Origin of the sequence: Galbibacter kalidii, assembly GCF_026241135.1 — a bacterium.
Classification (GTDB): Bacteria; Bacteroidota; Bacteroidia; order Flavobacteriales; family Flavobacteriaceae; genus Galbibacter.
The window spans coordinates 1-23,753 of sequence record NZ_JAPFGA010000022.1 but is presented as its reverse complement, the minus strand read 5'-3'; the positions used below and the strand labels follow the sequence as shown (position 1 = coordinate 23,753).

Annotated in this window: 26 protein-coding genes; 21 read left to right on the top strand and 5 right to left on the bottom strand. The window is 38.2% G+C overall.

Annotated features, from left to right (window positions below):
• Positions 1–79 precede the first annotated feature (79 nt).
• From gcvH to tsaB, 18 genes are all read left to right on the top strand, one after another.
• Positions 80–460 (top strand): glycine cleavage system protein GcvH, encoded by a 381-nt coding sequence (gcvH, locus tag OOZ15_RS17740; RefSeq protein ID WP_265957788.1) that lies wholly within the window; start codon positions 80–82, stop codon positions 458–460.
• Positions 450–824 carry a VanZ family protein gene (locus OOZ15_RS17735; protein WP_265957787.1) on the top strand — a complete coding sequence of 125 codons (375 nt, stop codon included), beginning with the start codon at positions 450–452 and terminating at the stop codon, positions 822–824. The genes gcvH and OOZ15_RS17735 overlap by 11 nt, the downstream gene beginning before the upstream one ends.
• 66 nt (positions 825–890) lie before the next feature.
• Positions 891–1,601, top strand: coding sequence for an energy transducer TonB (locus OOZ15_RS17730; protein ID WP_265957786.1), 711 nt, complete (start codon positions 891–893; stop codon positions 1,599–1,601).
• A 117-nt stretch (positions 1,602–1,718) separates the two neighbouring features.
• Positions 1,719–2,504 carry an energy transducer TonB gene (locus tag OOZ15_RS17725; RefSeq protein WP_265957785.1) on the top strand — a complete coding sequence of 262 codons (786 nt, stop codon included), beginning with the start codon at positions 1,719–1,721 and terminating at the stop codon, positions 2,502–2,504.
• A 226-nt stretch (positions 2,505–2,730) separates the two neighbouring features.
• On the top strand, positions 2,731–3,636 hold the full coding sequence (gene cyoE, locus OOZ15_RS17720) for a heme o synthase (protein ID WP_265957784.1): 906 nt from the start codon (positions 2,731–2,733) through the stop codon (positions 3,634–3,636).
• On the top strand, positions 3,636–4,217 hold the full coding sequence (locus tag OOZ15_RS17715; protein ID WP_265957783.1) for a cytochrome c oxidase subunit 3: 582 nt from the start codon (positions 3,636–3,638) through the stop codon (positions 4,215–4,217). The genes cyoE and OOZ15_RS17715 overlap by 1 nt, the downstream gene beginning before the upstream one ends.
• 53 nt (positions 4,218–4,270) lie before the next feature.
• Complete coding sequence (locus OOZ15_RS17710; RefSeq protein ID WP_265957782.1) at positions 4,271–5,251, top strand: cytochrome c oxidase subunit 3; 981 nt, start codon at positions 4,271–4,273, stop codon at positions 5,249–5,251.
• An 18-nt stretch (positions 5,252–5,269) separates the two neighbouring features.
• On the top strand, positions 5,270–5,617 hold the full coding sequence (locus OOZ15_RS17705; RefSeq protein ID WP_265957781.1) for a cytochrome C oxidase subunit IV family protein: 348 nt from the start codon (positions 5,270–5,272) through the stop codon (positions 5,615–5,617).
• Positions 5,618–5,690: 73 nt separating this feature from the next.
• Complete coding sequence (locus tag OOZ15_RS17700; protein ID WP_265957780.1) at positions 5,691–6,356, top strand: hypothetical protein; 666 nt, start codon at positions 5,691–5,693, stop codon at positions 6,354–6,356.
• Positions 6,353–7,036 (top strand): SCO family protein, encoded by a 684-nt coding sequence (locus OOZ15_RS17695; protein ID WP_265957779.1) that lies wholly within the window; start codon positions 6,353–6,355, stop codon positions 7,034–7,036. The genes OOZ15_RS17700 and OOZ15_RS17695 overlap by 4 nt, the downstream gene beginning before the upstream one ends.
• Entirely contained in the window at positions 7,036–7,566 is a 531-nt protein-coding gene (locus OOZ15_RS17690; protein WP_265957778.1) for a DUF420 domain-containing protein, read from the top strand. Before OOZ15_RS17695 ends, OOZ15_RS17690 begins: the two co-directional genes overlap by 1 nt.
• Positions 7,567–7,569: 3 nt before the next feature.
• Positions 7,570–7,779 carry a hypothetical protein gene (locus OOZ15_RS17685; RefSeq protein WP_265957777.1) on the top strand — a complete coding sequence of 70 codons (210 nt, stop codon included), beginning with the start codon at positions 7,570–7,572 and terminating at the stop codon, positions 7,777–7,779.
• 207 nt (positions 7,780–7,986) lie between these two features.
• Positions 7,987–8,691 carry an ABC transporter ATP-binding protein gene (locus OOZ15_RS17680; protein WP_265957776.1) on the top strand — a complete coding sequence of 235 codons (705 nt, stop codon included), beginning with the start codon at positions 7,987–7,989 and terminating at the stop codon, positions 8,689–8,691.
• Positions 8,681–9,910, top strand: a complete 1,230-nt coding sequence (locus OOZ15_RS17675) for an ABC transporter permease (RefSeq protein WP_265957775.1) — start codon at positions 8,681–8,683, stop codon at positions 9,908–9,910. Before OOZ15_RS17680 ends, OOZ15_RS17675 begins: the two co-directional genes overlap by 11 nt.
• A gap of 2 nt (positions 9,911–9,912) precedes the next feature.
• Positions 9,913–11,157, top strand: a complete 1,245-nt coding sequence (locus tag OOZ15_RS17670) for an ABC transporter permease (protein WP_265957774.1) — start codon at positions 9,913–9,915, stop codon at positions 11,155–11,157.
• Between the two features lie 11 nt (positions 11,158–11,168).
• The gene (locus tag OOZ15_RS17665; RefSeq protein WP_265957773.1) at positions 11,169–12,290 is read left to right on the top strand and encodes an efflux RND transporter periplasmic adaptor subunit; all 1,122 of its coding nucleotides are present in this window, start codon (positions 11,169–11,171) and stop codon (positions 12,288–12,290) included.
• Between the two features lie 15 nt (positions 12,291–12,305).
• Positions 12,306–13,622, top strand: coding sequence for a TolC family protein (locus tag OOZ15_RS17660; protein ID WP_265957772.1), 1,317 nt, complete (start codon positions 12,306–12,308; stop codon positions 13,620–13,622).
• Positions 13,623–13,796: 174 nt separating this feature from the next.
• Positions 13,797–14,477 carry a tRNA (adenosine(37)-N6)-threonylcarbamoyltransferase complex dimerization subunit type 1 TsaB gene (gene tsaB, locus OOZ15_RS17655; RefSeq protein WP_265957771.1) on the top strand — a complete coding sequence of 227 codons (681 nt, stop codon included), beginning with the start codon at positions 13,797–13,799 and terminating at the stop codon, positions 14,475–14,477.
• On the opposite strand, the gene OOZ15_RS17650 is transcribed toward tsaB, so the two are convergent.
• The gene (locus OOZ15_RS17650) at positions 14,474–15,286 is read right to left on the bottom strand and encodes a mechanosensitive ion channel family protein (protein WP_265957770.1); all 813 of its coding nucleotides are present in this window, start codon (positions 15,284–15,286) and stop codon (positions 14,474–14,476) included. The two genes, tsaB and OOZ15_RS17650, sit on opposite strands and share 4 nt — an antisense overlap.
• Positions 15,287–15,471: 185 nt before the next feature.
• On the bottom strand, positions 15,472–15,672 hold the full coding sequence (locus OOZ15_RS17645; protein ID WP_265957769.1) for a dodecin family protein: 201 nt from the start codon (positions 15,670–15,672) through the stop codon (positions 15,472–15,474).
• A gap of 192 nt (positions 15,673–15,864) precedes the next feature.
• Between OOZ15_RS17645 and OOZ15_RS17640 the strand changes: the two genes are divergently transcribed.
• A complete protein-coding gene (locus tag OOZ15_RS17640) occupies positions 15,865–18,132 on the top strand; it encodes an inorganic phosphate transporter (protein WP_265957768.1) in 2,268 nt (755 codons plus the stop codon).
• A 114-nt stretch (positions 18,133–18,246) separates the two neighbouring features.
• On the opposite strand, the gene OOZ15_RS17635 is transcribed toward OOZ15_RS17640, so the two are convergent.
• The gene (locus tag OOZ15_RS17635) at positions 18,247–19,161 is read right to left on the bottom strand and encodes a NifU family protein (RefSeq protein WP_265957767.1); all 915 of its coding nucleotides are present in this window, start codon (positions 19,159–19,161) and stop codon (positions 18,247–18,249) included.
• 268 nt (positions 19,162–19,429) lie between these two features.
• On the opposite strand from OOZ15_RS17635, the gene OOZ15_RS17630 reads away from it, so the two are divergent.
• Both OOZ15_RS17630 and OOZ15_RS17625 read left to right on the top strand, forming a co-directional pair.
• Complete coding sequence (locus OOZ15_RS17630) at positions 19,430–20,437, top strand: type IX secretion system membrane protein PorP/SprF (RefSeq protein ID WP_323053940.1); 1,008 nt, start codon at positions 19,430–19,432, stop codon at positions 20,435–20,437.
• A 221-nt stretch (positions 20,438–20,658) separates the two neighbouring features.
• Positions 20,659–21,198, top strand: coding sequence for a gamma carbonic anhydrase family protein (locus tag OOZ15_RS17625; protein WP_265957766.1), 540 nt, complete (start codon positions 20,659–20,661; stop codon positions 21,196–21,198).
• Positions 21,199–21,336: 138 nt separating this feature from the next.
• On the opposite strand, the gene OOZ15_RS17620 is transcribed toward OOZ15_RS17625, so the two are convergent.
• On the bottom strand, positions 21,337–22,050 hold the full coding sequence (locus OOZ15_RS17620; protein WP_265957765.1) for a pirin family protein: 714 nt from the start codon (positions 22,048–22,050) through the stop codon (positions 21,337–21,339).
• A gap of 139 nt (positions 22,051–22,189) precedes the next feature.
• Positions 22,190–22,855, bottom strand: coding sequence for a hypothetical protein (locus tag OOZ15_RS17615; protein ID WP_265957764.1), 666 nt, complete (start codon positions 22,853–22,855; stop codon positions 22,190–22,192).
• Positions 22,856–23,753 lie beyond the last annotated feature (898 nt).

Genomic DNA, 23,753 nt, shown 5'->3' with positions numbered 1-23,753 from the left:
AAGTTTCGACGAGTTCTGTTTGAAATCACACCTATAAAGAATTACATTTGTCGAGCAAATAACTAATCTTTATATTTTTATGAATATTCCTTCAGAATTAAAATACACAAAAGACCACGAGTGGGTTAAGATAGAAGGGGATGTAGCTGTAGTGGGAATTACAGATTTTGCCCAAAAAGAATTGGGAGATATTGTTTATGTGGAGGTAGAAACCGTTGATGAAACCCTGGACAAGGAAGAGGTTTTTGGTACGGTTGAAGCCGTAAAAACAGTTTCAGACCTTTTCTTGCCGCTATCGGGAGAAATAATTGAATTCAACGAAGCTTTAGAAGACGATCCCGAAAAGGTAAATACAGATCCATATGGCGAAGGCTGGATGGTTAAGATTAAATTTTCCAATCCGTCTGAAGTTGAAGAACTGATGAGTGATTCGGCATATAAAGAACTTGTTGGGGTTTAAGGAAAAAAAATATTTAGTTTTAGCCGTTTGTTGGCTGTGTGCTATCACTTTTGCGAGCCTTGCTTCCACAGTGTTTGTAGAGGATGTAGATACAGGATTTGAAGTTTCAGACAAGTTTGTTCACGCCATTTTTTATTTTGTGAACACCTTATTGCTCTACCTTCATTTCAAAAACACAACGGTTAAGTATCCACTTTTAAAAGTTTCTCTATTTTCTTTAGTGTATGGTATAATTATTGAGGTATTACAGTATATAATGCCATACAACAGAGCCTTTGAAATTACAGATATAGCGGCTAATACAGTCGGAATTTTAACAGCTATCTTTTTGATAAAGCTAATGTTAGCAGTAAAGAAGCGTTAAAAAGGGAAATTTAATTGGAATTAATGCAAATAAATAATTAAATTAGCAAACATAAATTAATAGATTATGGAACCTAAAAAGAATCCAAAAGCTGATTTAACTCGAAATATAGGATTGTATTTCGTGATAGGCCTGGCTTTGATCTTAGGCCTAACTTGGGTAGCGATCGATTGGAAGACCTATGATAAGTCAGAAGCCTTTAACTATACAATGGATGTAGATGATCAGCTGGACGAAGAAGTGCCGATGACAGAACAGCTAAAAACTCCGCCACCACCGCCACCACCGGCAGCTCCGGAAGTGATCGAAGTGGTTGAAGATGAAGAGGAAGTGGAGGAAACTGTCATCGAATCTACCGAAACAGACCAAGAAGAGGAAATTGTAGAAGTAGAAGAGATTGTAGAAGTAGAAGAACCGGTTGATGTAGATGTGCCTTTTGCCGTTATTGAAGACAAACCAATGTTTGAAAAATGTAAAGGGGTTCCAAAAGCACAACAATTTGCCTGTTTTAAAGAAAACTTGGATAAACACGTAAAAAAAACATTTAGCTATCCGGAAATGGCTCAGGAAATGGGAATTCAGGGTAGAGTATATGTAAACTTCCGTATCAATAAAGATGGTACGATTACTATTCTTAATACAAGGGCTCCGGACAAGAGTTTGGATAAAGAAGCGAGAAGAATCATCAATAAGTTACCTAGGTTGATCCCCGGAAAACAGAGGGGAAGACCAACACCTGTAACTTTTGCTTACCCAATTGTATTTAGATTGAATTAAATTCACATCGCATAAAATAGATAGAAAGCCGAAACATTTGTTTCGGCTTTTTTGTTTTTGGTATGTTTCTTGAAGTTGACTCTTAAACTATTCATTAACTTTTTAAACATAATACTTATGAAAATGTTAAAACACTTCAAGATTACAAAAACACAATCCCCTCAAAATGAAAAACCCTCCAAAAGGGACACCAATATAAAAGGCGGCGGGATATTCAGATTTCAAATTGGCTTGTTGGTCGGACTTGTAGCTTCTTATTTTTTGATGGAATCTGTCTTTGCGGTATCAGATTCTTCTAGTGAAATAGAATTTCCCACAATAAAAGAAGAGAAAACCTATGTGATGCCAAACTTTGAGATTGAAGAAGATCCAAAAAAGGAAATCGAAAAGCCAAAGCAAAAAACAACTACAAATGAAGATGAACTAAAAGTGATTGAAGACGATGCTAAATTGGATGCTAAAAAAGAGTTTATCAATAAATCTGAAGATACGGAAATTGTAGGTGTAGATGATATTATTAATGTCGAGCCTGTTGTGGACGTTGGTCCTATAAATGTGGCGGAAGTTGAATTTGTGCCTGTTTTTCCCGGATGTGAAACTTTGGATTCTAACGATGAGAGACGGGAGTGTATGAGTGATAAGATCAACAGGATCGTTAAGAAGAATTTTGATGCTTCTATTGCTTCTGAATATGGTCTTACGGGCTTGCTTCGAATTGATGTGCAGTTCAAAATAGACAAACAAGGCAAAGTTTCTGATGTTAAAGTTAGGGCACCTCATAAAATTTTGGAAAAAGAGGCAGAAAGGGTAACGCGTTTGATCCCTCAAATGCAGCCCGGAAAGCAAGGAAACCAAAACGTTGAAGTAGTATTCCTGAAGCCTATTATTTTTAAAGTCCAGTAAAACAATTTGGGATAAGATCCCACTTAAGGCCTGTTAACACTGATAAAAAACCACTTTGAGTGTGTAGTGTTAACAGGCCTTGGTGATTAAACGTTAAATGATTGCATAAAAAGCTTTTGTGAGTTATCTTTGCAGCCGATTTTGGAACGGAGTGCGGCGGAGTGGTTGCACACGTTCTTAATTTTTTAATTATTTTATAATAAAGTGATTAATAAAATTTAAACGTGTGAAAACCGCATTGAATACTGCAACAAAGACAAATTCGCTTTCCCTTATTTTTGATGATTTTAAACAAATTACCAAAGCGGGTCTTGCGTTTAGTGTGGTTTTCTCTTCTGTTGCCGGCTATTTGTTGGGAGCCGATAGTTTCGACCTGAAAGTACTTTTACTTCTTGTCTTCGGTGGCTATTTTATGGTGGGGGCTTCCAATGCGTTCAATCAGTTGATAGAAAAAGACCTTGACGCTTTGATGAAGCGCACACAAAACAGACCCATCCCTTCCGGAAGAATGTCTGTATCCATGGCCTTTTCCATAGCCATTACCTTTACAATTCTGGGGGTTATTACACTTTATATTGTGAATCCCAAAACAGCCATGTTTGGCGCTATTTCAATCTTTTTATATACCTGCGTTTATACGCCTTTAAAAACAAAAACCCCATTGGCGGTCTTTGTAGGGGCGTTTCCGGGGGCCATTCCTTTTATGTTGGGGTGGGTGGCCGCGACCAATGATTTTGGGATCGAACCGGGTACCTTGTTTATGATACAATTCTTTTGGCAATTCCCACATTTTTGGGCCATCGGTTGGATGTTGGACGATGATTATAAAAAAGCAGGGTTTAAAATGCTGCCCACAGGAAAGAAAGATAAAGCTACAGTATTTCAAATTATCATGTATACCATATGGATGATCGTAGCTTCGGTTTTCCCGGTTACCGGACTTACAGGTAAACTTATCTTGTCGGTTCCGGCAGCTGTGATTGTATTTCTGATGGGAATTGGAATGTTGGCTTTTGCGTTTAGACTATATCAAAAAAGAGATAATAAATCGGCCAGGGCATTGATGTTGGCCAGTGTGAGCTATATATCGTTAATGCAGATCGTGTACGTAATAGATAAATTTATAAGTTGATGGATTTAACCCAAGGGAGTAATCAAGAAAAGAGAGCCAGAGCTAAAAAAATGATGCTTTGGTTTGGAATGATTAGTATTGTGATGATGTTCGCCGGACTTACCAGTGCCTATGTGGTAAGTAAATCGAGACCGGATTGGGTTTCTGAAATTGAAATTCCATCTGCATTCATATATAGCACCATTGCTATTGTGCTAAGTAGTCTTACTTTTTTCCTTGTCAAAAAAGGGGTTCAACAAGGAAAAAGAAGTACAGCAACAAGCTTGTTGTTGGTTACCTTGCTGTTGGGATTGTTGTTTGTGTATTTTCAGTTTCAAGGCTTTTCAGAAATTATCGCTTCGGGCTATTATTTTACAGGAAGTGAAAGTACCATCACCACCTCTTTTCTCTATGCGATCGTTTTTTCCCATTTAGTACACGTTTTCGCAGGTTTATTGGTGCTTTTGGTGGTAATTTATAATCATTTTAAAGAAAAGTACCAAGTGGGGCAAACCCTTGGTTTAGAACTGGGTGCGATGTTTTGGCACTTTCTCGACTTTTTATGGGTGTATTTGATTTTATTTTTCTATTTCTTTAGATAAATAAAAAACGTAAATTTGAAAAATTTTAAAAACTAAGAATACTTTTAACATTTATGGAAGCTACTGTTACTACAGATTCTAAAGAAAAAGTTTGGAGTGGAGGCGGAGTGAAGCCTTTAGGAGCCAGTTATGGTAAAATGATGATGTGGTTTTTTATCGTATCTGATGCTTTGACTTTTTCAGGTTTTTTGGTGGCCTACGGTTTTTCTCGATATAAATTTATCGAAACTTGGCCTATAGCCGATGAAGTGTTTACTCACTTTCCTTTCCTACACGGTGTTGATGCACCTATGTATTATGTGGCCTTGATGACATTTATACTGATCTTTTCTTCGGTAACTATGGTGTTGGCAGTAGATGCGGGGCATCAGTTAAAAAAGAATAAAGTGATTTGGTATATGTTGTTGACCATTATCGGAGGTTTGATATTCGTAGGCTCTCAGGCTTGGGAATGGAAAAATTTCATCAGTGGTGAATACGGTGCTGTTGAATTGAAATCCGGTAGAATACTTCAGTTTGTAGATGCTTCCACAGGTGAACGTGTAGCTTTGGCCGATTTTGCTAAAGAGATTGAAGAAGACCGTACTACACAACAGTCCAATCAAGGAGTTTGGTACATGTCGGAAACTTCATTGCCTTCTTATTCTTTGGAAGAGATAAAAACCGGTTTTGAAAGCCATGAAAATATTGTAGTTAGAACAGAAATGCTGAACGAACACGGAGAAAAAACTGTACTTTCAAGAGCAGAATCTGCTGAGCGTCTGGGGCAAGCAACCACGGTGGTAGAAGGAGCCAATCTTGTTCGTAACGAATATGGAAGCCGTTTGTTTGCAGATTTTTTCTTCTTTATTACAGGTTTCCACGGTTTCCACGTGTTCTCCGGGGTTGTTATCAATATTATTATTTTTATAAATATAGTTCTTGGAACCTACGAGAGGAGAAAAAGTTATGAAATGGTTGAAAAGGTAGGGCTGTACTGGCACTTTGTAGACCTTGTTTGGGTATTTGTATTTACCTTCTTTTATCTTGTATAATTTTATTTACCGTAGAAAATGGCACACGCACACGAATCAAACATAAAAAGAATTTGGGTAGTTTTTGGAATACTTTCAGTAATTACCATCGTTGAAGTTATATTGGGTATTATCAAACCGGAATCTTTAATGGTATCTGTTTTAGGGATGAAACTCCTCAACTGGATATTTATTATCCTAACCTTGGTAAAAGCATATTACATTGCTTGGGCTTTTATGCACCTTGAAGGTGAAAAGGGAAGTTTTAGATGGTCTATAGTTTTACCCTTGCTGATATTAATTCCGTATCTGGCATTTATTCTCTTGGTTGAAGGGAATTATATCCACGACATCTATAGCGAAGGCTATATAAGCTGGGATTTTTAATACTTTAACAGTACTCATAAGACGGTTTTAAACCGTCTTTTTTATTTTTGTACTGGTTTTAATCACGATCTAAATGAGGAAATATATTGTTCTAGGAGTACTTTTTGTCCTCCCTATCGTTGTGTACCTTTTTTTTGCCTCCGGAGTCAATAATTTTGGGAAACTTCCCATTCTTACAAAAGGGGTGGAAAATATAGAGGGATTGCACGAATTGGATAATAAGGATGTCGATCTAAAAGAAAAAATTACGATTCTGGTATTTCTGGGAAGTGAGCTCAGCTCTAAAAAACTGAACGCCTTCAACCTCAATCAAAAAATATACAAGCGTTTTAACGGTTTTGAAGATTTTCAGTTTGTCTCGCTCTTACCGGAAGGTACAGAAGAACAAGCGACCGAGATAAAAAATGAATTGAATCCGTTGACTGATGTAAGTAATTGGCATTTTGTATTTGCTTCTGAAGAAAAGATAAAGTCTGTTTTCGAGAGTTTGAAGACGTCTCACTCGTTAAGTGACGAACTTTATACCCCTTATACTTTTATTATCGACAGAGAAGTAAACTTGAGGGGTAGAAAGAAGGATGATGACACGAAAAAGGAATTATACGGTTATGATGCTACCTCGGTAGCGGTGATCAACAATAAAATGATAGACGATATCAAAGTACTTTTGGCAGAATATCGTTTGGCAAAGAAAAGCAATAATAAAACGGATGCTGAACCTCAAAAAAATAAGAAATGAAGAATAAGTCATACATATTGATCGGCTTTGTGGTATTGGTCTTTGGGATCATTTTTGTGCCCAAAATTGTCGAAAGGTTCAAGAACAATGAGGTGGTAGATTCCGATAGGCACGCTGTAGGGACAAAAAAAGTGACGATCGAAGATCTGGCGAAAATGGGAAAAGTACCGGACTTTGAGTTCGTCAATCAGCATGGGGATACCATCAGCAATGCCGATTATGAAGGAAAGGTTTATGTAGTTGAATTTTTCTTTACTACCTGTCCGTCTATCTGCCCGATCATGAACACGAATATGGTAAAACTTCAAAATCAGTTTAAGGATGAAGAAGATTTTGCTGTGGCATCTTTTACGATCAATCCTGAACACGATACTCCGGAGGTGCTAAAAGAATATGCCGATAAATATGGAGTGACCAATCCAAATTGGCATATGATGACAGGCGATATGCAGCATATATACGCCTTGTCAAACACCGGATTTAACCTTTATGCCGGAGTGAATGAAAATGTAGACGGAGGTTTTGAACATTCAGGATTCTTTGCTTTGATCGACCGCGACGGATATATAAGGTCCAGAAACGATGATTTTGGGAATCCAATCGTGTATTACGACGGAACGGAAGACAAGGGCGTACAAATGATAGCACAGGATATAAAAACACTTTTAAAGGATAAATAATGGCGGAAACAACTTCAGTAGAAAAAAAATATAATAAGTGGATCATAGTATTGTCTATTGCGATCCCTTTGGCAGTGGCTGTTTTGTTTGGAGTGAAAATACCAAATGCTAAACCATTGACTTTCCTTCCGGCTATTTATTCGTCTACTAATGGGCTAACAGCTGTCTTATTGGTTTTTGCGGTTATTGCGATTAAAAATGGTAAAAGAGAGCTCCATGAAAAATTGATGAAAACATGTATTTTGCTTTCTGCTGCTTTCTTGGTGATGTATGTGGCTTATCACATGACATCAAATTCTACCCCTTTTGGCGGTGAAGGTGTTATAAAATATGTGTATTATTTCATTTTGATCACACACATCATCTTGTCTATCGGGATTATCCCTTTGGTGTTGATCACTTATGTGAGAGCCTTGGCAGAACGGTTCGACAAACATAAAAAAATAGCGAAGATCACTTTTCCGTTGTGGTTATATGTAGCAGTAACAGGGGTGGTCGTATATTTTATGATTTCTCCATATTACAGTTGATTTATGCAGCACAATAAATTATTCATATCCCTTTGTTTAATCATCCTTCCCGGGCTGATACAGGCACAGTGTGCCATGTGTAGAGCTGTGCTCGAAAGTGGTGAAGGACAAGAAGTGGCCCAAGGGATCAATAACGGAATTATCTACCTAATGGCCGTACCCTACATTTTGATAGGTGTTTTAGGATATTATATCTTCAAAAAAATGAAATAAGTTATACATCAGTTCTTGTGGGGTGAAGTCTATTTGATGATCTTTTACTGATTGATTTTCAGAAGAAAACAAAACTTTAACAATTAATTTGCATTTTTTTGGTAACAAATTAATTCTTTAGAAGTCTTATAGAATGCATGCCTTTTGGCATAGTATTTTTTGTGTTTTCATTTTGACTGAAAACAATACCTAATAAAACTAGCCATCATGATTGAAATAAAAAACCTTCATAAGTCGTATCACATGGGGAGTAACTCCCTTCACGTTCTTAAAGGAATCAATTTATCTATTAAAGAAGGGGAGTTGGTGGCGATTATGGGGTCATCCGGATCGGGAAAATCAACTTTTTTGAACATTTTGGGAATGTTAGACAATTTGGATGAAGGCGAATATATTTTGGATGAAGTGCCGATCAAAAACCTCAACGAAACCAAAGCAGCCAACTACAGGAATAAATTCCTCGGTTTTATTTTTCAGTCATTCAACTTGATCAACTACAAAACGGCCTGGGAAAATGTTGCTTTACCCTTGTATTATCAAGGAGTCCCCAGAAAAGAACGAAAAGAAAGAGCTATAAAACATTTGGAATCTGTAGGTTTAGGCCCGTGGATTGAACATTTGCCGAGCGAACTTTCCGGTGGGCAAAAACAAAGGGTGGCCATAGCCAGGGCTTTGGCGGCAGAACCCAAAGTAATGTTGGCCGATGAGCCGACAGGAGCTTTAGACAGTACTACTTCTCGTGAGGTCATGGACCTTGTTCAAAAAATCAATGACCAAGGAAAAACCATTTTGGTAGTAACACACGAAGATGATATCGCACATATGTGCAAGCGTATTGTACATTTAAAAGACGGTGTTATTGTAGAAGATAGCTATGTGAATCAAGTAAGAGCTTCAGAATATGTTCAGTAGGGATCTTTGGTCTGAAATATTCCACAGTATAAAGAGCAATAAGTTAAGAACATTCTTGACCGGATTTTCTGTGGCATGGGGTATCTTTATTCTTGTCCTTCTTTTGGCTTCTGTCGATGGGATGAAAAATGGCTTTACCAAACAGTTTGGTGACGATGCGAGTAATTCCATTTTTATTAGTGCTTGGGAAACCACAAAAGCCTATGGTGGTTTTGAAAAAGGAAGGAGAATCCAACTGGACAACAGCGATCTCGATTTTATTAAAAAGAGTTTTGATGGGTATTATGAGTATATAAGTCCGCGTTATGGCAAAAGTGTTCCCATCAGTTATAAAAACGAAACCGGAACCTATTCGGTTAGGTCGATAAGCCCGGATCATTGGTTTATCGAGCGTACTCAGATAGACAAAGGGCGGTATATCAACCAAAATGATATAAAGAATACCCTTAAAGTGGTTGTGATGGGTAAAGTGGCTGCCGAAGAACTTTTTAAAGATGAAGACCCTATAGGGAAAGACATTATTCTAAATGGATTGTCGTTCAAGGTCATCGGGATTTTCTCTGATGATGGGAATGAAAGGGAAGAGCGCAATATGTATGCACCGATTTCCACCTTTCAACGTTTGTATGGAAATACTGATCATATCGATCAAATTACGCTAACATACAATCCAGATTTCAATTTTGCTGAAGCAATCAACTTTTCAAACAGTTTAGAAAAGGCATTGAAACGGCGATTGGTCATCGCTCCGGATGATCAAGGGGCTATCTATATTAATAATTATGCTGAAGGTTTTTCCGATCTGAACAATTTCACTCTGGTACTTTCTATGATTAGTATTGGTGTGGGGATGCTAATTCTTATCGCAGGGATTGTAGGTATCGGAAATATTTTGGTGTTTATCATCAAAGAAAGAACCAAAGAGATAGGGGTAAGAAAGGCTTTGGGAGCCAAACCTTTTGATGTGATAAAACTGGTGCTTTTAGAATCTGTTTTTATTACATCCATTTCCGGATTTATAGGGATGATTTTTGCCACCTCGATAGTCGCGTTGATTTCTCCGATTCTTGATACACCCGCTTTCGCCAACCCGTCGGTAGATGGGGTTACCGTAATCACATCGACAATAGTGTTGATCGTAGCAGGAGTGTTGGCAGGACTTATCCCAGCCATAAAAGCAGCAAGAGTTAAACCAATTGTAGCATTAAGAGCCGACTAACTATGGGAATATTCGACAGAGATCTATGGAATGAAGTGTTCAGCACCCTTAGCAAAAATATGTTAAGGACGGTCTTGACGACTTTGGGGGTTATCTTTGCCATAATCATCCTTATCCTGCTTTTAGGAGCTACCACCGGAATGTCCAACGGATTTAATAAGATTTTTGCTGGAACGGCAAGCAATAGTATGTTTATGTGGACGCAAACCACCTCTATGCCTTATGGCGGATTTGAACGCGGTAGGCGTATCGATTTTACGTTGGAAGATGTGGACTTGATCAAAAGACAGGTAAGTGAAGTAGACATTATTGCTCCGCGTATTCAATCAGGTTCTGCTACGGTTATTAGAGAAGGAAAGACCAGTGGATCTGGTGTTTATGGAGATTATCCAAGCATCAGTCTCGTTTCAAAAAAGCGAATTGTTGAAGGGAGGTTCCTCAATCAAAGTGATATCGACGAATCTAAAAAAGTATGTGTTATAGGTCTTGATGCCTACAAACTGTTGTTTGACAAAGGAGAAAATGCCATCGGGAAGTTTATTCAGGTCAATGGTATTTATTTTATGGTGGTTGGTGTGTACAAAAGAAACGACAACATCAATTTTGAAGGAGAAAATGCAGTTTTTGTGCCTTTTACCACCTTTCAGAAAGTATTCAATACAGGAAATAAAATTGGCTGGATGGCTATTTTGATCCATCCCGGTAAACAGGTTAAAGTAGCAGAAAACAAGATCAAGACCTTGATGAAAGAAAAATACAATGTACACCCCAACGATGTGAGGGCCTTTGGTTCTTTTGACATGTCGGAAGTCTTTACAGGAATAAGTGCTTTTGTGATGGTGCTACAAGGGTTTTCCTTTTTTGTCGGGATTTTCACCTTGTTAGCTGGGGTGATTGCGGTAAGTAATATTCTACTCATCACAGTAAAAGAACGAACTAACGAAATAGGGGTGAGACGTGCATTGGGAGCAACGCCGAAGATCATTAAACGCCAAATTATATTAGAATCTATTGTGCTTACCACCTTTGCTGGACTTATAGGCTTTGTTATATCAGTGGCTGTTTTACACTTTTTGGATTATAAGTTTGGAGCATCAGAAGACTTTCCTTTTGTAAACCCGACGGTAAGTTTATTGCAGATCACGATCTCCTTCATCCTTATGGTCACCTTAAGTGTGTTGATAGGCTTGATCCCTGCAAACAGAGCAGTAAAAATAAAACCAATAGAAGCATTAAGAGAAGAATAAACTAAATAACTATGAAGAAAATTTTAAAGTATGTTTTAATTGCAGTTGGAGTGTTGTTGCTCCTGTATGCGGTTGCCAGGATTTTAAAAACAAACAGTAAGCCGGCAGTATCCTATGATACTACTACAGCTACCGAAGAAACGATTATCAACAAGGTGGTTGCAACCGGAAAAGTAATACCGGAAGACGAAGTGCTCATAAAACCACAAATTTCAGGGATCATTGATGGTATTTTTGTCGAAGAAGGAGACGAGTTGAAATCCGGCGACTTGATCGCAAAGATCAAAGTAGTTCCAAATGAGCAATCACTGGTAAGCGCAAGAGGACGAGTTAAAAATGCACAGATGGCACTCAGCAATGCACAAACAGAATACGAAAGGAACAAAACACTTTTTGAAAAAGGAGTCGTTTCGAATCAGGATTTTCTTTCCATAGAACTACAATACAACCAAGCCGAGCAGGAACTTGAAAACGCCCGAAATGATTATCAGATCATCCGAGTGGGTTCAGCGGGAGGTTCGGCTACGGCCAATACCAATATCCGAGCTACAGTTAATGGAACTGTTTTGGAAATCCCCGTAAAAGAAGGAGATCAGGTGATTGAAGCCAACAATTTCAATGACGGAACTTCTATTGCTACCATTGCAGATATGTCTAAAATGATTTTTGAAGGAAAAGTGGACGAAGCCGAAGTAGATAAATTGAAAATAGGAATGCCGCTTACGATCAATTTGGGGGCGGTACAAGACAAGGAGTTTGATGCAAAACTAAAGTTTGTAGCTCCAAAAGGAGTTGAAGATCAAGGTGCTGTTCAGTTTACCATTGAAGCCGATGTGGTGGTAGAAGAAGACGTGTTTATTAGAGCGGGTTACAGTGCCAATGCTTCTATTATTTTGGAGAAAAAAGATAGTGTGCTAGCCGTTAAGGAAGCATTGCTTCAATTTGATAAGAAAACCGAAGAACCTTATGTTGAAGTACTCACCGGCGAAAATGAATATGAACGTCACGACCTTGAATTGGGTGTTTCAGATGGAATCAATGTAGAGGTGTTGTCCGGTATTACGAAAGAAGATAAGATCAAGGTTTGGAACAAGATTGAACCTGTTGTTGAAGAAGGATCAGGAAATAACTAATAAAAAATGAGTTTTATGAAGTTAATACTATTAGTTGTTACATTGCTTTGTTCAGTTTTTCTTTCTGCACAGACGCAGTATTGGACCTTGGAAGAGTGTGTAAGATATGCCGAAGAAAACAACTTGACCATTCAACAAGCCGAACTGGACTTAGAGAATGCAAAAATCGATAAATCGGATGCCATTGGGAATTTTATCCCGACCATTAATGGGCAGGTATCTGCGACTTCGAGTACAGGAGCCAATATCGATCCGTTGACCAACAGTCTGATTAATCAAACTGTGTTTTCTATGTCTCCATCGATATCATCCAGTGTTACTTTGTTTGATGGTTTGCGGAATTTTCACAGACTCAATAGGGCAAACCTGAGTGCTGTGGCAACACAATATCAGGTAGAAGATATAAAGGACGATATAAGGCTGGCTGTTGCCAATGCATACCTTCAAATACTGTCCAATAGGGAAACACTCAATGTTTTAAAAGCGCAATACAAAGCGACTCAACAGGATTTGGAGCGAACCCGGGAATTGGTAGATAATGGGGTGCTTCCAAGAGGGGATTTGTTGGAGATAGAAGCGACTGCCGCCAATCAGGAACAACAGATTGTCAATGCTGAAAATAGTGTGATTATTTCCAGAATCGGACTTGCACAGTTGTTACAGATTACCGATTATGAAAATTTTGATGTAGTTGATGAAGGTTACGTTATTCCGGATGATAGTGTATTGGAAGTTGCTCCAAAAGAGATTTATGAAAAAGCGGTGTCCTTCAGAAACGATATTAAAGCTTCAGAAATGAATGTCGAATTGGCCGAAAAGGATTTGGATATCGCTAAAGGAGCCAGATATCCTTCATTGGGAGCTTTTTTCAATTATAACACCCGATATTCTGATGGGAATACAGCATCATTTACAGATCAGTTATGGTTTTTCGACGGATTTTCATACGGGGTTCAATTAAATATTCCTATTCTGAATAACTTCAGTGTAAAAAATAATATAAAAAGAAGTAAGATTGGCGTAAACAGGGCAGAACTGCAACTTCAACAAGATAAATTGAACTTGGAAACAGACGTGAACCAGGCATTTGCCGATGTTAAAGGAGCCTTCAAATCTTATGAAGCTGCAGGAAAAGCTATAGAGGCGAGGCGCTTGGCTTTCGATTATGCTAAAGAGCGTTATAACGTAGGCTTGATGAACGGTTTTGATTTCAGTCAGGCGCAAGCAAGATTAGACGATGCCGAGGCCACATTGATACAAACCAAATACAATTATATTTTCCGTTTGAAGGTACTTCAATTTTATTATGGAATTCCTTTGGAACAATGGTAGGACCGAGCGTTAAAAAAACATCCGGTGGATGTTTTTAGCGATAGAGCCAGCAGGCGTGCGGGCAAATGAAACCATCGGCTTATAACAAGAAAGCTAGAAGGCGCATGGACAAAAAAAGAACTCCTGACGCTTCGGGATTTAGCCAATTGAAAAAAGTTTAGACGAGTTCACACTATGGCAATTATTCTAAATATTGAGACCGCAACAACCAATTGTTCGGTAAGTATAGGCAAGGACGGAAAATTAATCGCATTGAAGGAGATCAACGATGGAGGGTACTCACATGCGGAAAATCTTCACGTATTTATAAAAGAAGCATTGAAAGATGCTTCTTTGTCTTTCAACGATATTGATGCCATTGCCGTTAGTAAAGGACCGGGTTCTTATACAGGGCTTCGGATAGGGGTGTCAACAGTAAAAGGACTGTGTTTTTCTTTGGAAAAGCCTTTGATCTCTATCCCTACACTTTCTTCTTTGGCCTTACAGCTGGAGATTGAAAACGGTACTGTTGTTTCGTTGTTGGACGCCAGACGAATGGAGGTTTATTCAGCAGTCTTTGACCATGAGCATATACAAATTCGGGATACGCAGGCTGAAATCATAACACCGGAATCCTTTTCAGAATTTTTAAAACGAGGCAAAGTCTATTTTATAGGTAATGGTGCCAATAAATGCAAGGATGTTATAATGCATACCAATACTGTTTTTCAGGAAGAGACAAGTTTTCCTTCGGCTAGGGAAATGGTGTCTTTGGCAGAGACCAAATACAAAATAAGCGACTTTGAAGATGTCGCTTATTTTGAACCGTATTATTTAAAAGATTTTGTGACTACAAAACCTAAAAGCAAGCATTAGCCTTGTTTTTGGATTTCCACTTGATGTGGGAAAGGGATCTCAATGCCTTCAGCATCAAATCGATACTTTATTTCTTCTAATACATACCAACGGCAATCCCAGAAATTCTCGTTTGTAGCCCAATACCTTAAAGAAAGGTTGATGGAACTGTCGGCCAATTCAGCGACCATAACCTGCGGTGCAGGGTGTTTAAGAACTTTCTCGTTTGAAGTTACGATATCAAGAAGGATGCTTTTAGCCTTTTTAATATCAGAATCATAACTGATTCCCGATATGATGTTTTCTCTTCGAATACTTTCTGCGCTGTAGTTTACAATGTTTTCGTTAGAAAGTTTTCCGTTGGGGAGAATCGCTAGTTGATTTCCAAAAGTATTCATGGTGGTATTGATAATACCTATTTCTTTTACCGTACCGGAAACGCCTTGTGCTTCAATAAAATCACCAACTTTGAATGGTTTGAAGATGAGGATAAGAACTCCACCGGCAAAATTGGACAATGACCCTTGAAGGGCAAAGCCTATAGCCAAACCTGCCGAAGCAATAATAGCAGCAAAAGAAGTGGTTTCGATTCCAAGGGTGCCTAAAATGATAACGATCAAAAGTACTTTCAGTCCCCAATAAAGCAAAGCTGAAAGAAAACCTTGCAAGCTGACATCATATTCCCGCTTGACCATTATTTTTTTGGCATATTTTACCAGACGGCCAAATATCCATGAACCAACAATCCATATTAAAATCGCGAGAAGAACCTTGGGCGCATAGTCCAAAATCAGTTCGAATCCTTTTTCAATCCATTTCTCTGTTTCCATATCAATTATTCAGTTTTAAATTTTTCCAAAATTAGAATTTAAGTATTGAAATTAAAAAGTTTGAAGAGAGTTTATTTTGATGGAATGATCTTACAGGGAATAGAAAAAAATGATATAAAAAACTGTTTGATAATTCCGTGGAGAATCATCAAACAGGAGTTTCTTTTTAATTCCACTAAGTGGGTTTAATCAACCTCAAAGGTAATCTTAACATTGACCCTAAAAGTGGAAACACCACCGTCTTTAACGGTTACACTTTGAGAATTTACAAATGCTGATTTTATGTTTTTCACCGACTCCGAAGCTTTTTTTACCGCTTTTCTAGTGGCATCTTCCCAACTCTTATCTGAGTCGGCAAGAATTTCAACGACTTTTAAAACTGCCATAAAATTAAATTTAAATGATTAGTATAATATTGATACATACAAGATAGTTTATTTTTTTCATAATTGAAAATTTTGAACGCATAACAGTAAGGTTAAGAAAGGGTTATTAATTTCAATGTAATATTTTGGTAACCTTAAATTAACTCAGGTTTTAATTACTTGAAGGATTTTTGCTGTCAGTTAAATTCACAAATGGAGCAGTTTTATATTTTTATGTTGATAGCCCTTTTTGCGTTGGCTATAACAGATTTAACGGTTGGTGTAAGTAATGATGCGGTAAATTTCCTAAATTCTGCTGTAGGTTCTAAAGCAGCTTCTTTAAAAACCATACTTATTGTTGCGAGTATTGGAGTGGCTGTTGGGGCAGTGTTTTCCTCCGGGCTAATGGAGGTTGCCAGAAAGGGGATTTTTAATCCGGGACAATTCTATTTCGACGAGATCATGATCATCTTTATGGCCGTCATGATCACTGATATTTTATTACTGGATCTGTTCAACTCTTTGGCCTTGCCCACCTCGACCACTGTTTCCATTGTTTTTGAATTGTTGGGGGCTTCTGTCGCCATCTCTTTGATAAAAATCTTCAATACCGATAGTCCTCTTGGTGAACTTTCAACCTATATCAACGGAGATAAAGCAATGATGATCATTTCGGGCATATTACTGTCCGTAGTGATTTCTTTTACGGTGGGTGCTATCGTGCAGTGGATCTCCCGCTTTGTTTTTTCTTTTCATTATCAAAAGCGTATTCAATATGTCGGAGGGATATTTGGAGGGATAGCCATCACATCAATTATCTATTTTATATTGATCAAAGGAATAAAAGGAGTCGGTTTTATTCCGGAATCTTTTTTACAATTTGTAGATCAGAACAGAATATTGATCGTAGTGGCGTGTTTGGTCTTTTTTACCGCAGTTTCACAAGCGATTATCAGTTTTACCAAGGTCAACCTTCTTAAAGTTATTATTCTGATTGGTACATTCGCTTTAGCCCTTGCTTTTGCCGGAAACGACCTTGTCAACTTCATCGGAGTACCTATTGCAGCCTATCAATCATTCGAATTATGGCAAGGGGCATACGAAGCCAGTGGGGTATTACCTACTGAATTTACCATGGAGAGTCTTTCCGGTAAGGTGCAAACCCCAACTTATATGCTTGTCGCAGCAGGTTTGGTAATGGTTATTACCCTGTGGTTGTCTAAAAAAGCACGCTCGGTGATGTACACAGAGATCAATTTAGCACGAAGTGGGGAAGGGTCTGAAAAATTTGAACCGAATTTCTTATCGCGATTGATTGTCAGGGCTTCAGTGAATATGAATTCTGCATTGGATATCATCCTACCGAAAAAAGTAAAAAGCGAAATAGACAAACGGTTCACACAACCGATAGAAAAAAAGGTAAAAAACATTGATGAGGAGCCGGCCTTCGATATGGTCAGGGCCTCAGTAAACCTGATGGTTGCCAGTATACTGATTTCCATCGCGACTTCTTTAAAGTTACCACTTTCTACCACCTATGTTTCCTTTATGGTGGCTATGGGAACATCATTGTCTGATAAAGCCTGGGGCAGGGAAAGTGCTGTGTACAGGGTAGCAGGTGTTTTTAATGTTATTGGTGGATGGTTTGTTACAGCTATTGTGGCCTTTATAGCCGCTTCATTATTTGCTACGGTTATTTACTTTGGAAGAGGGGCAGCCTTGGTGGTCTTGCTTATCGTTGCCGTTTTACTTTTGACAAGAAGCTTTGTAGCTTATAGAAAAGCTGAAAAAGAGCGAAGTGCCATTAAAAAAATCGATCGGACTTCCCTAATTACGATCAATGAGATTATCAGTGAGAGTTCAGACAATATATCACAGGTAATTAATCGTATCAACCGTATTTATTCTGATGTTATTGACAACCTCGGACTGCAAGATCTCAATAAGCTTAAGAAATCCAAAAAACAGCTCAAAAAGCTTGAAAATGAAGTTGACACCCTGAAAAGTGATATCTTCTATTTTATAAAATCGCTGGATGAAAATTCCGTAGAGGCCAGTAAGTTTTATATTCTGATCTTGGATTATTTGCAGGATATGGTACAATCCATCGGTTATATCAGTAAGAACAGTTACGCTCATGTCAACAACAACCATAAGAACCTGAAATTTAACCAGATCCGTGATCTAAAGCGAATTGACGAAAAACTGCAAACACTTTTTGATAAGATCAAAGTTGATTTTGACAATGACTCCTTCGAACATATAGCGGGGATCATTGAAGAGAAAAAAGAACTGTTGGATTATGTTTCCGGACTTATCCAAAAGCAAATTGACAGGATCAGAAGTTCAGAGACGAGTCCGAAGAATACAAAACTATACTTCAGTTTGCTATTGGAAACCAAAGACCTGATCACTGCAACCATCAACTTGCTGACACTCTTTAAAGAGTTTCACGACGATTTTAAAAAGATTAAAAAGTAAGCTTGATATCGTGAATACTGTCAGGTTGAGCGCAGTCGAAACCTATTTAGTTCTCGATTGCGCTCGAACTGACACTAACAACAACTTTTTTAACTATAAATTGTTTTATTTCCATCAACCATTAATAGCCACAACCTCATTTACCTTATCGTGTAGCATACTTTTCAGCATGTTTTCAATACCGTTTTTCAAGGTAAAGGTCGATGACGGACAACCACTACAAGCTCCTTGAAGGATAACGTTTACGATTTTGTTGCTTTCGTCATACGACTGGAACATGATATTCCCACCATCACTGGCCACAGCCGGTTTTACATATTCTTCGAGGATATTGATGATTTCCTTGGAAATATCATCCAAGTTCTCCATATCAACTGTGTTGTCTGCTGAATTGCTTGCAGCGGTTTCCTGAATGGATTTTGCCGCGTCGGAAACAATTTCTTTCCCTTCCTCGATATGTTTTCTAATGTATTCCCTGAGTTCAAGCACGATATCGTCCCATTCGGCCACATCATATTTTAAAATGGAAATGTAATTCTCGTCAATAAAAACTTCTTTTACAAACGGAAAATGGAAAAGACCAGTTGCTATTGGAGAATCTTTGGCATCTTCAATATTTTTAAATTCATATGCCGATAAGACCAATTTCTTGTTGGAAACGAATTTCATGGCAGCCGGGTTGGGCGTACTTTCAGCATAAACAGTTACCGGTATTTTAGACGGCGTTGTTTCGCTATCAAGAATCACAGGCTCGCCCGAATTCAAATAATTCTCTATTTGTTCGGCTACTTCGTCCTGTACATCGGCCCACTCCACAATATCATAGCGTTCTACAGCTACAAAATTGCCAGAGATATATACCGTTTTGGTAAACGGTAGATAAAACAATTGTTTGGCTAGGGGAGAGTCCTTGGCTTCATCCACATTTTTGAATTCGTAATTCTGCTTGCGGGTCAAGAACTTGTTGGCTTCAAATTTTATGATTGAAGGCCTGTTTGTAGGCTGTATTTTTATTTTGAAAGGTTCCATATATTTTTTTTATCCCACTAAGTGGGTTTTATTCCCTCCCGAACCGTCGGGACTCTGCCTGTCCATCCGGTAGGCAGGCATAGAAATGAATTAAGATTTATTCGTTTTTAACGCCTTGTGGACCTGCCTTTGTTGGTAGACAGGCTTTCCCCGAGGCATTTGATTGAAATGCAAATAAATTATATACTCGACATTTCATCGAATTTAGTGCAAAATTACAAAAACCTAAGCGATCTTTAATATATTTGGCATGAAACCTGTCATTACTATGAATGAAATTGCGGCTGTTTTGAAGAAAGCCTTAACCATGTTTGTGTTTTTTCTTGTTTTTAAAGGTTCCGGTCAGGAAGGAATACCTGTTTATTTTGATTATTTATCAGATAATTATTATCTCATCCACCCTGCGATGGCAGGTGTAGGTCAAGGAGGAAAAGTCAGGCTTACAGCCCGTAAACAATGGTTTGATGTTGAAAAAGCACCGGCCTTGCAAACTTTGAATGCCCATGTAAGAGTGGGAGGGAAGAGCGGTATAGGAGCCATTGTTTTTAATGATGAGAACGGTTACCACTCACAAACCGGAATGAAACTCACCTATGCCCATCATCTAACCTTGTCTGAATTTCGTGACGGACCCAATCAATTGTCCTTCGGACTTAGTGCAGGGTTTCTTCAAAGCAGCCTGGACGAATCAGAATTTGCTTCTACCATACCCGATCCGGTAGTTTCAGGCACTGCAACCAACTCAAGCTACTTTAATGTGGATCTGGGGATGTCCTACAATTTTTTGGAGTTTTATACACATTTCACCATCAAGAACTTGATAGGAAGTGGTCGGGATTTGTATTCTGTTGAAGAAATTGATAATTTAAGACGTTATTTGTTCTCTGCCGGTTATGTTTTTGGAAAATCGGAGTGGCAGCTCGAACCTTCATTTCTGTTTCAGTATGCCGAATATAGCCAAGAGTCGTCTATCGACGTAAATGCAAAAGTGTACAGGGAAATGGATTTTGGCACTATCTGGGGAGGCTTATCCTACAGAAGAAGTTTTGATGGAGCTGAATATGACACAACAAGCGGAACAAGAGAACAAAAATTACAACTGATTACCCCGATTGTAGGCGTGAACCTCAATAAATTTATGTTTTCATATAACTATTCCTACCAAAGGGGAGATGTTCGTTTTGACAACGGCGGGTTCCATCAAATTACCATTGGTTTCGATTTCTTACAGCGAGACCAAGGTTATGACTGTAAATGTCCGGCGGTGAATTACTAAAGAAAATACAATAACAAATGCGTAGAGGATGTCTAAAAAGACTTAGAAACCTTTGTCACACTGAGCCTGTCGAAGTGTAATGTGATGGAAATAAAATTGTCTTCGACAGGCTCAGACTGACAATTTGTGTAGAAACAGTCTTTTTAGACATCCTCACCTTACTATTCGTAAGGCTTATTTTTAACCCTTAATTTGCATTACTAATAAAAGTTAAACAACAAATGATCATAAAAGAGGTAAATGGCAAGAAACCGGTTTTTGGCGAGCGTGTTTTTATTGCTGAAAACGCTACCGTAGTGGGCGATGTGCAAATGGGGGATGATTGCAGTATTTGGTTCAACACAGTGGTGCGAGGTGATGTTCACTACATAAAGATGGGGGATAAGGTTAATATACAAGATGGAGCGGTTATTCATTGCACCTATAAAAAGCATCCCACCAATATTGGAAACAATGTTTCTATAGGGCATAATGCCATTGTACACGGATGTACGATCCACGATAATGTGTTGATAGGTATGGGAAGCATAGTGATGGACAATTGTGTAGTGGAAAGTAATTCCATTATTGCCGCTGGGGCAGTGGTTCCCCAGAACACAAGGGTTGAATCCGGAAGCATCTATGCCGGAGTGCCCGCAAAAAAGATCAAAAACATCAGTGAAGACCTCAGTAAAAATGAAATAGAACGTATTGCGAACAATTACATTACTTATGCTTCGTGGTTTAGGGAAGGAGGGGGTGAAATAAAAAATGATGTTTAAAAAGTAATGAGAGTTAGGCTTTGTCAGGTTGAGCGCAGTCGAAACCTATTGATTCCTATAAACTCTTTAGTTCTCGACTGCGCTCGAATTGACAGTATTCAATCTTTTTAAACAACTCCCTGTCTATAACCTATTTCCCTAATTCAAACTCATAGGCACTTCCATTAAAAGCACTTTAGTAGCTGAATCTGCTTTGATGTTTAATGCGTTTACCTCAGAGATTCCGATGCCGTCACGTTGGTTCAGTTTTTCATCATTGATGGTGACATTGCCTTCCAAAACAAAGGCATACACCCCGTTTTGATTGTTGTGGAGTTTGTAGGTCAACTCTTTTCCGGAGTCCATTTCAGTGATATTAAACCAGGCATCTTGATTGATGGTCACCCCTTCATCGTCATTTGGAGAAACAATTTGTTGCAATTTGTTCTTCCGATCCTCCAATTTCATGCTGATCTGACTATAACTTGGTGTTACATTTCTCTTTTTGGGCAAGACCCATATCTGTAGGAGTTTTACATCCTGATCTTTGTTTTTGTTGTATTCACTGTGTACCACTCCGGTTCCGGCAGTCATGGCCTGTACGTCCCCTTCTTTGATCACTTTTTTATTCCCCATGCTGTCTTCATGCTCCAAATCTCCCGAAAGGGGAATGGATACAATCTCCATATTGTCATGAGGGTGTTTGCCAAAACCCATTCCGGCAGCAATGGTATCATCGTTTAAAACACGTAAAATCCCAAAATTCATTCGTTGTGGATCGTAATAATTAGCAAAACTGAAAGAGTGGTAGGTGTTTAACCAACCGTGATTGGCATGTCCACGGGTATTTGCTTTATGTATTGTTGTCTTCATCTGTAAAATCTTTATTTAATGCTCCTTTAGACGGAAATATGGGGGAGTTCTTACAGTTGGGTGACAGGGCGCAAAATAGATACATTGATTGTACGTAAGCTTGCCTGGGTGGCATAGGCAGGCAGAGGAAAATTGAAAATTACTTCTCAGTAGTAACCACATTGATATTCGTAAAATAGAGTTTAAAAACCCCATTTTCATTTTGGTGCATGGTCGCTATTTTTAGGCCTTCAATCTCTTTGTAGTCTTCCCAAGTGGTGATCATACATTGGGCAGTGGTATTGTCTTCGCGGTAGATCCACTCTTTAACCTCGTTGTTTTCATCTACATAAAAATCGTAGGCATCACCCGGGGTATAACCGCCTTGATCATCATAAGTGATGGTAATTCTTTGTAGAGAATCCTTACTAACGGGCGCTTCTTCCATAAATGGCCCCTCATATTCTATCCCTCTGTCCCATACCAATTTATAGGGAGCAACCAACCAATGCATGTCGTTGATGAAATTCTTATCGGCTGCAAGTTCTTTGTCGCTTAAAATATTGCTTCGGTTGTAGGTGAAAACCTTATCGCCATCGATATGCGAAACCTCATTTTCTTTCGGTTTCCATGACCAACTTCTTTCAAAATGCTCTGTATCCCTATCGACATTGAAAGTAAACTCGATGGTCTCTACATCATCCCAATGTTCAAGGCCGTGTGCGTAAGCGATTTTTTCCAACGGATTCAAATCCTTTGGTTGATCTTTCTTTTTACAACCAACAATTAGAAAAAATAGCAAACATAGTAGGGTTAGTTGTTTCATTTTTAATAAAATTTATATAAATGTAACTATAATTTGAAAAAACGGGCAAAATATTCGACCAAATAAAAAGCCCCTCGTTATAAAAACGAAGGGCTTTTTCCCTAAACTAATACCTACTACTATGTAATGATTACTTTATATACGCATTGAAATTACTTTTGGATTTTAAAAAAGTAATTTTTTTTGAAAAAAATCTGATTTTATTTTTAAAATAATGAGAATCAATATTTTAAAAAGTGTATTTTTTTGATTTTCCGATGAAAAATTAATCCTCGACTTCCCGCATGCTTATATTAGAGCTTTTATTTACCCCTTCCGCCTTTGGCGGATCAGAACCGTCATTTTCGGCAGTTCTGGGTGAGGTAGAATAAAGAATTTCGGTTTTTGACCGCTTATGGTCAAAATGAAGCTGGCGAAATACCTCTATGCCTCTACCCAGAGGATAATCAGTTTTAAGAAATTTTTTATTCCAAACAAAAACCCCCATCGAGTTGATGAGGGTTGATTGAAATATATATAGACGCTTAAAGCGGTATTTTCACTTGTTTGTAATATATACGTTCAAACAAGTGCTATTGGATGGTTTTAAGCTGTTAAAAAAAGTTAAAGGAGGTGATGAAGAATAAAATAGAGGCTGTCTAAAATGCCCTTGATGAATTTGATATGTCAGGTTGAGCGCAGTCGAAACCTACTTGATTCTTAAAAGTCCTTTAGTTCTCGATAAACTTCGTTTGGTATCTTCAATTCAAAATATATTTTGAATCTCGATAATGCTCGAACTGACAAAAACAATCTTTTTAGGGTAGCATCTCATAAACTGTGTAAATAGAAAATATCGGGGGTCATGACCCCCGATATTTTTTTATTAATTTTAAATTTTACACAGTATGAAGAAAGA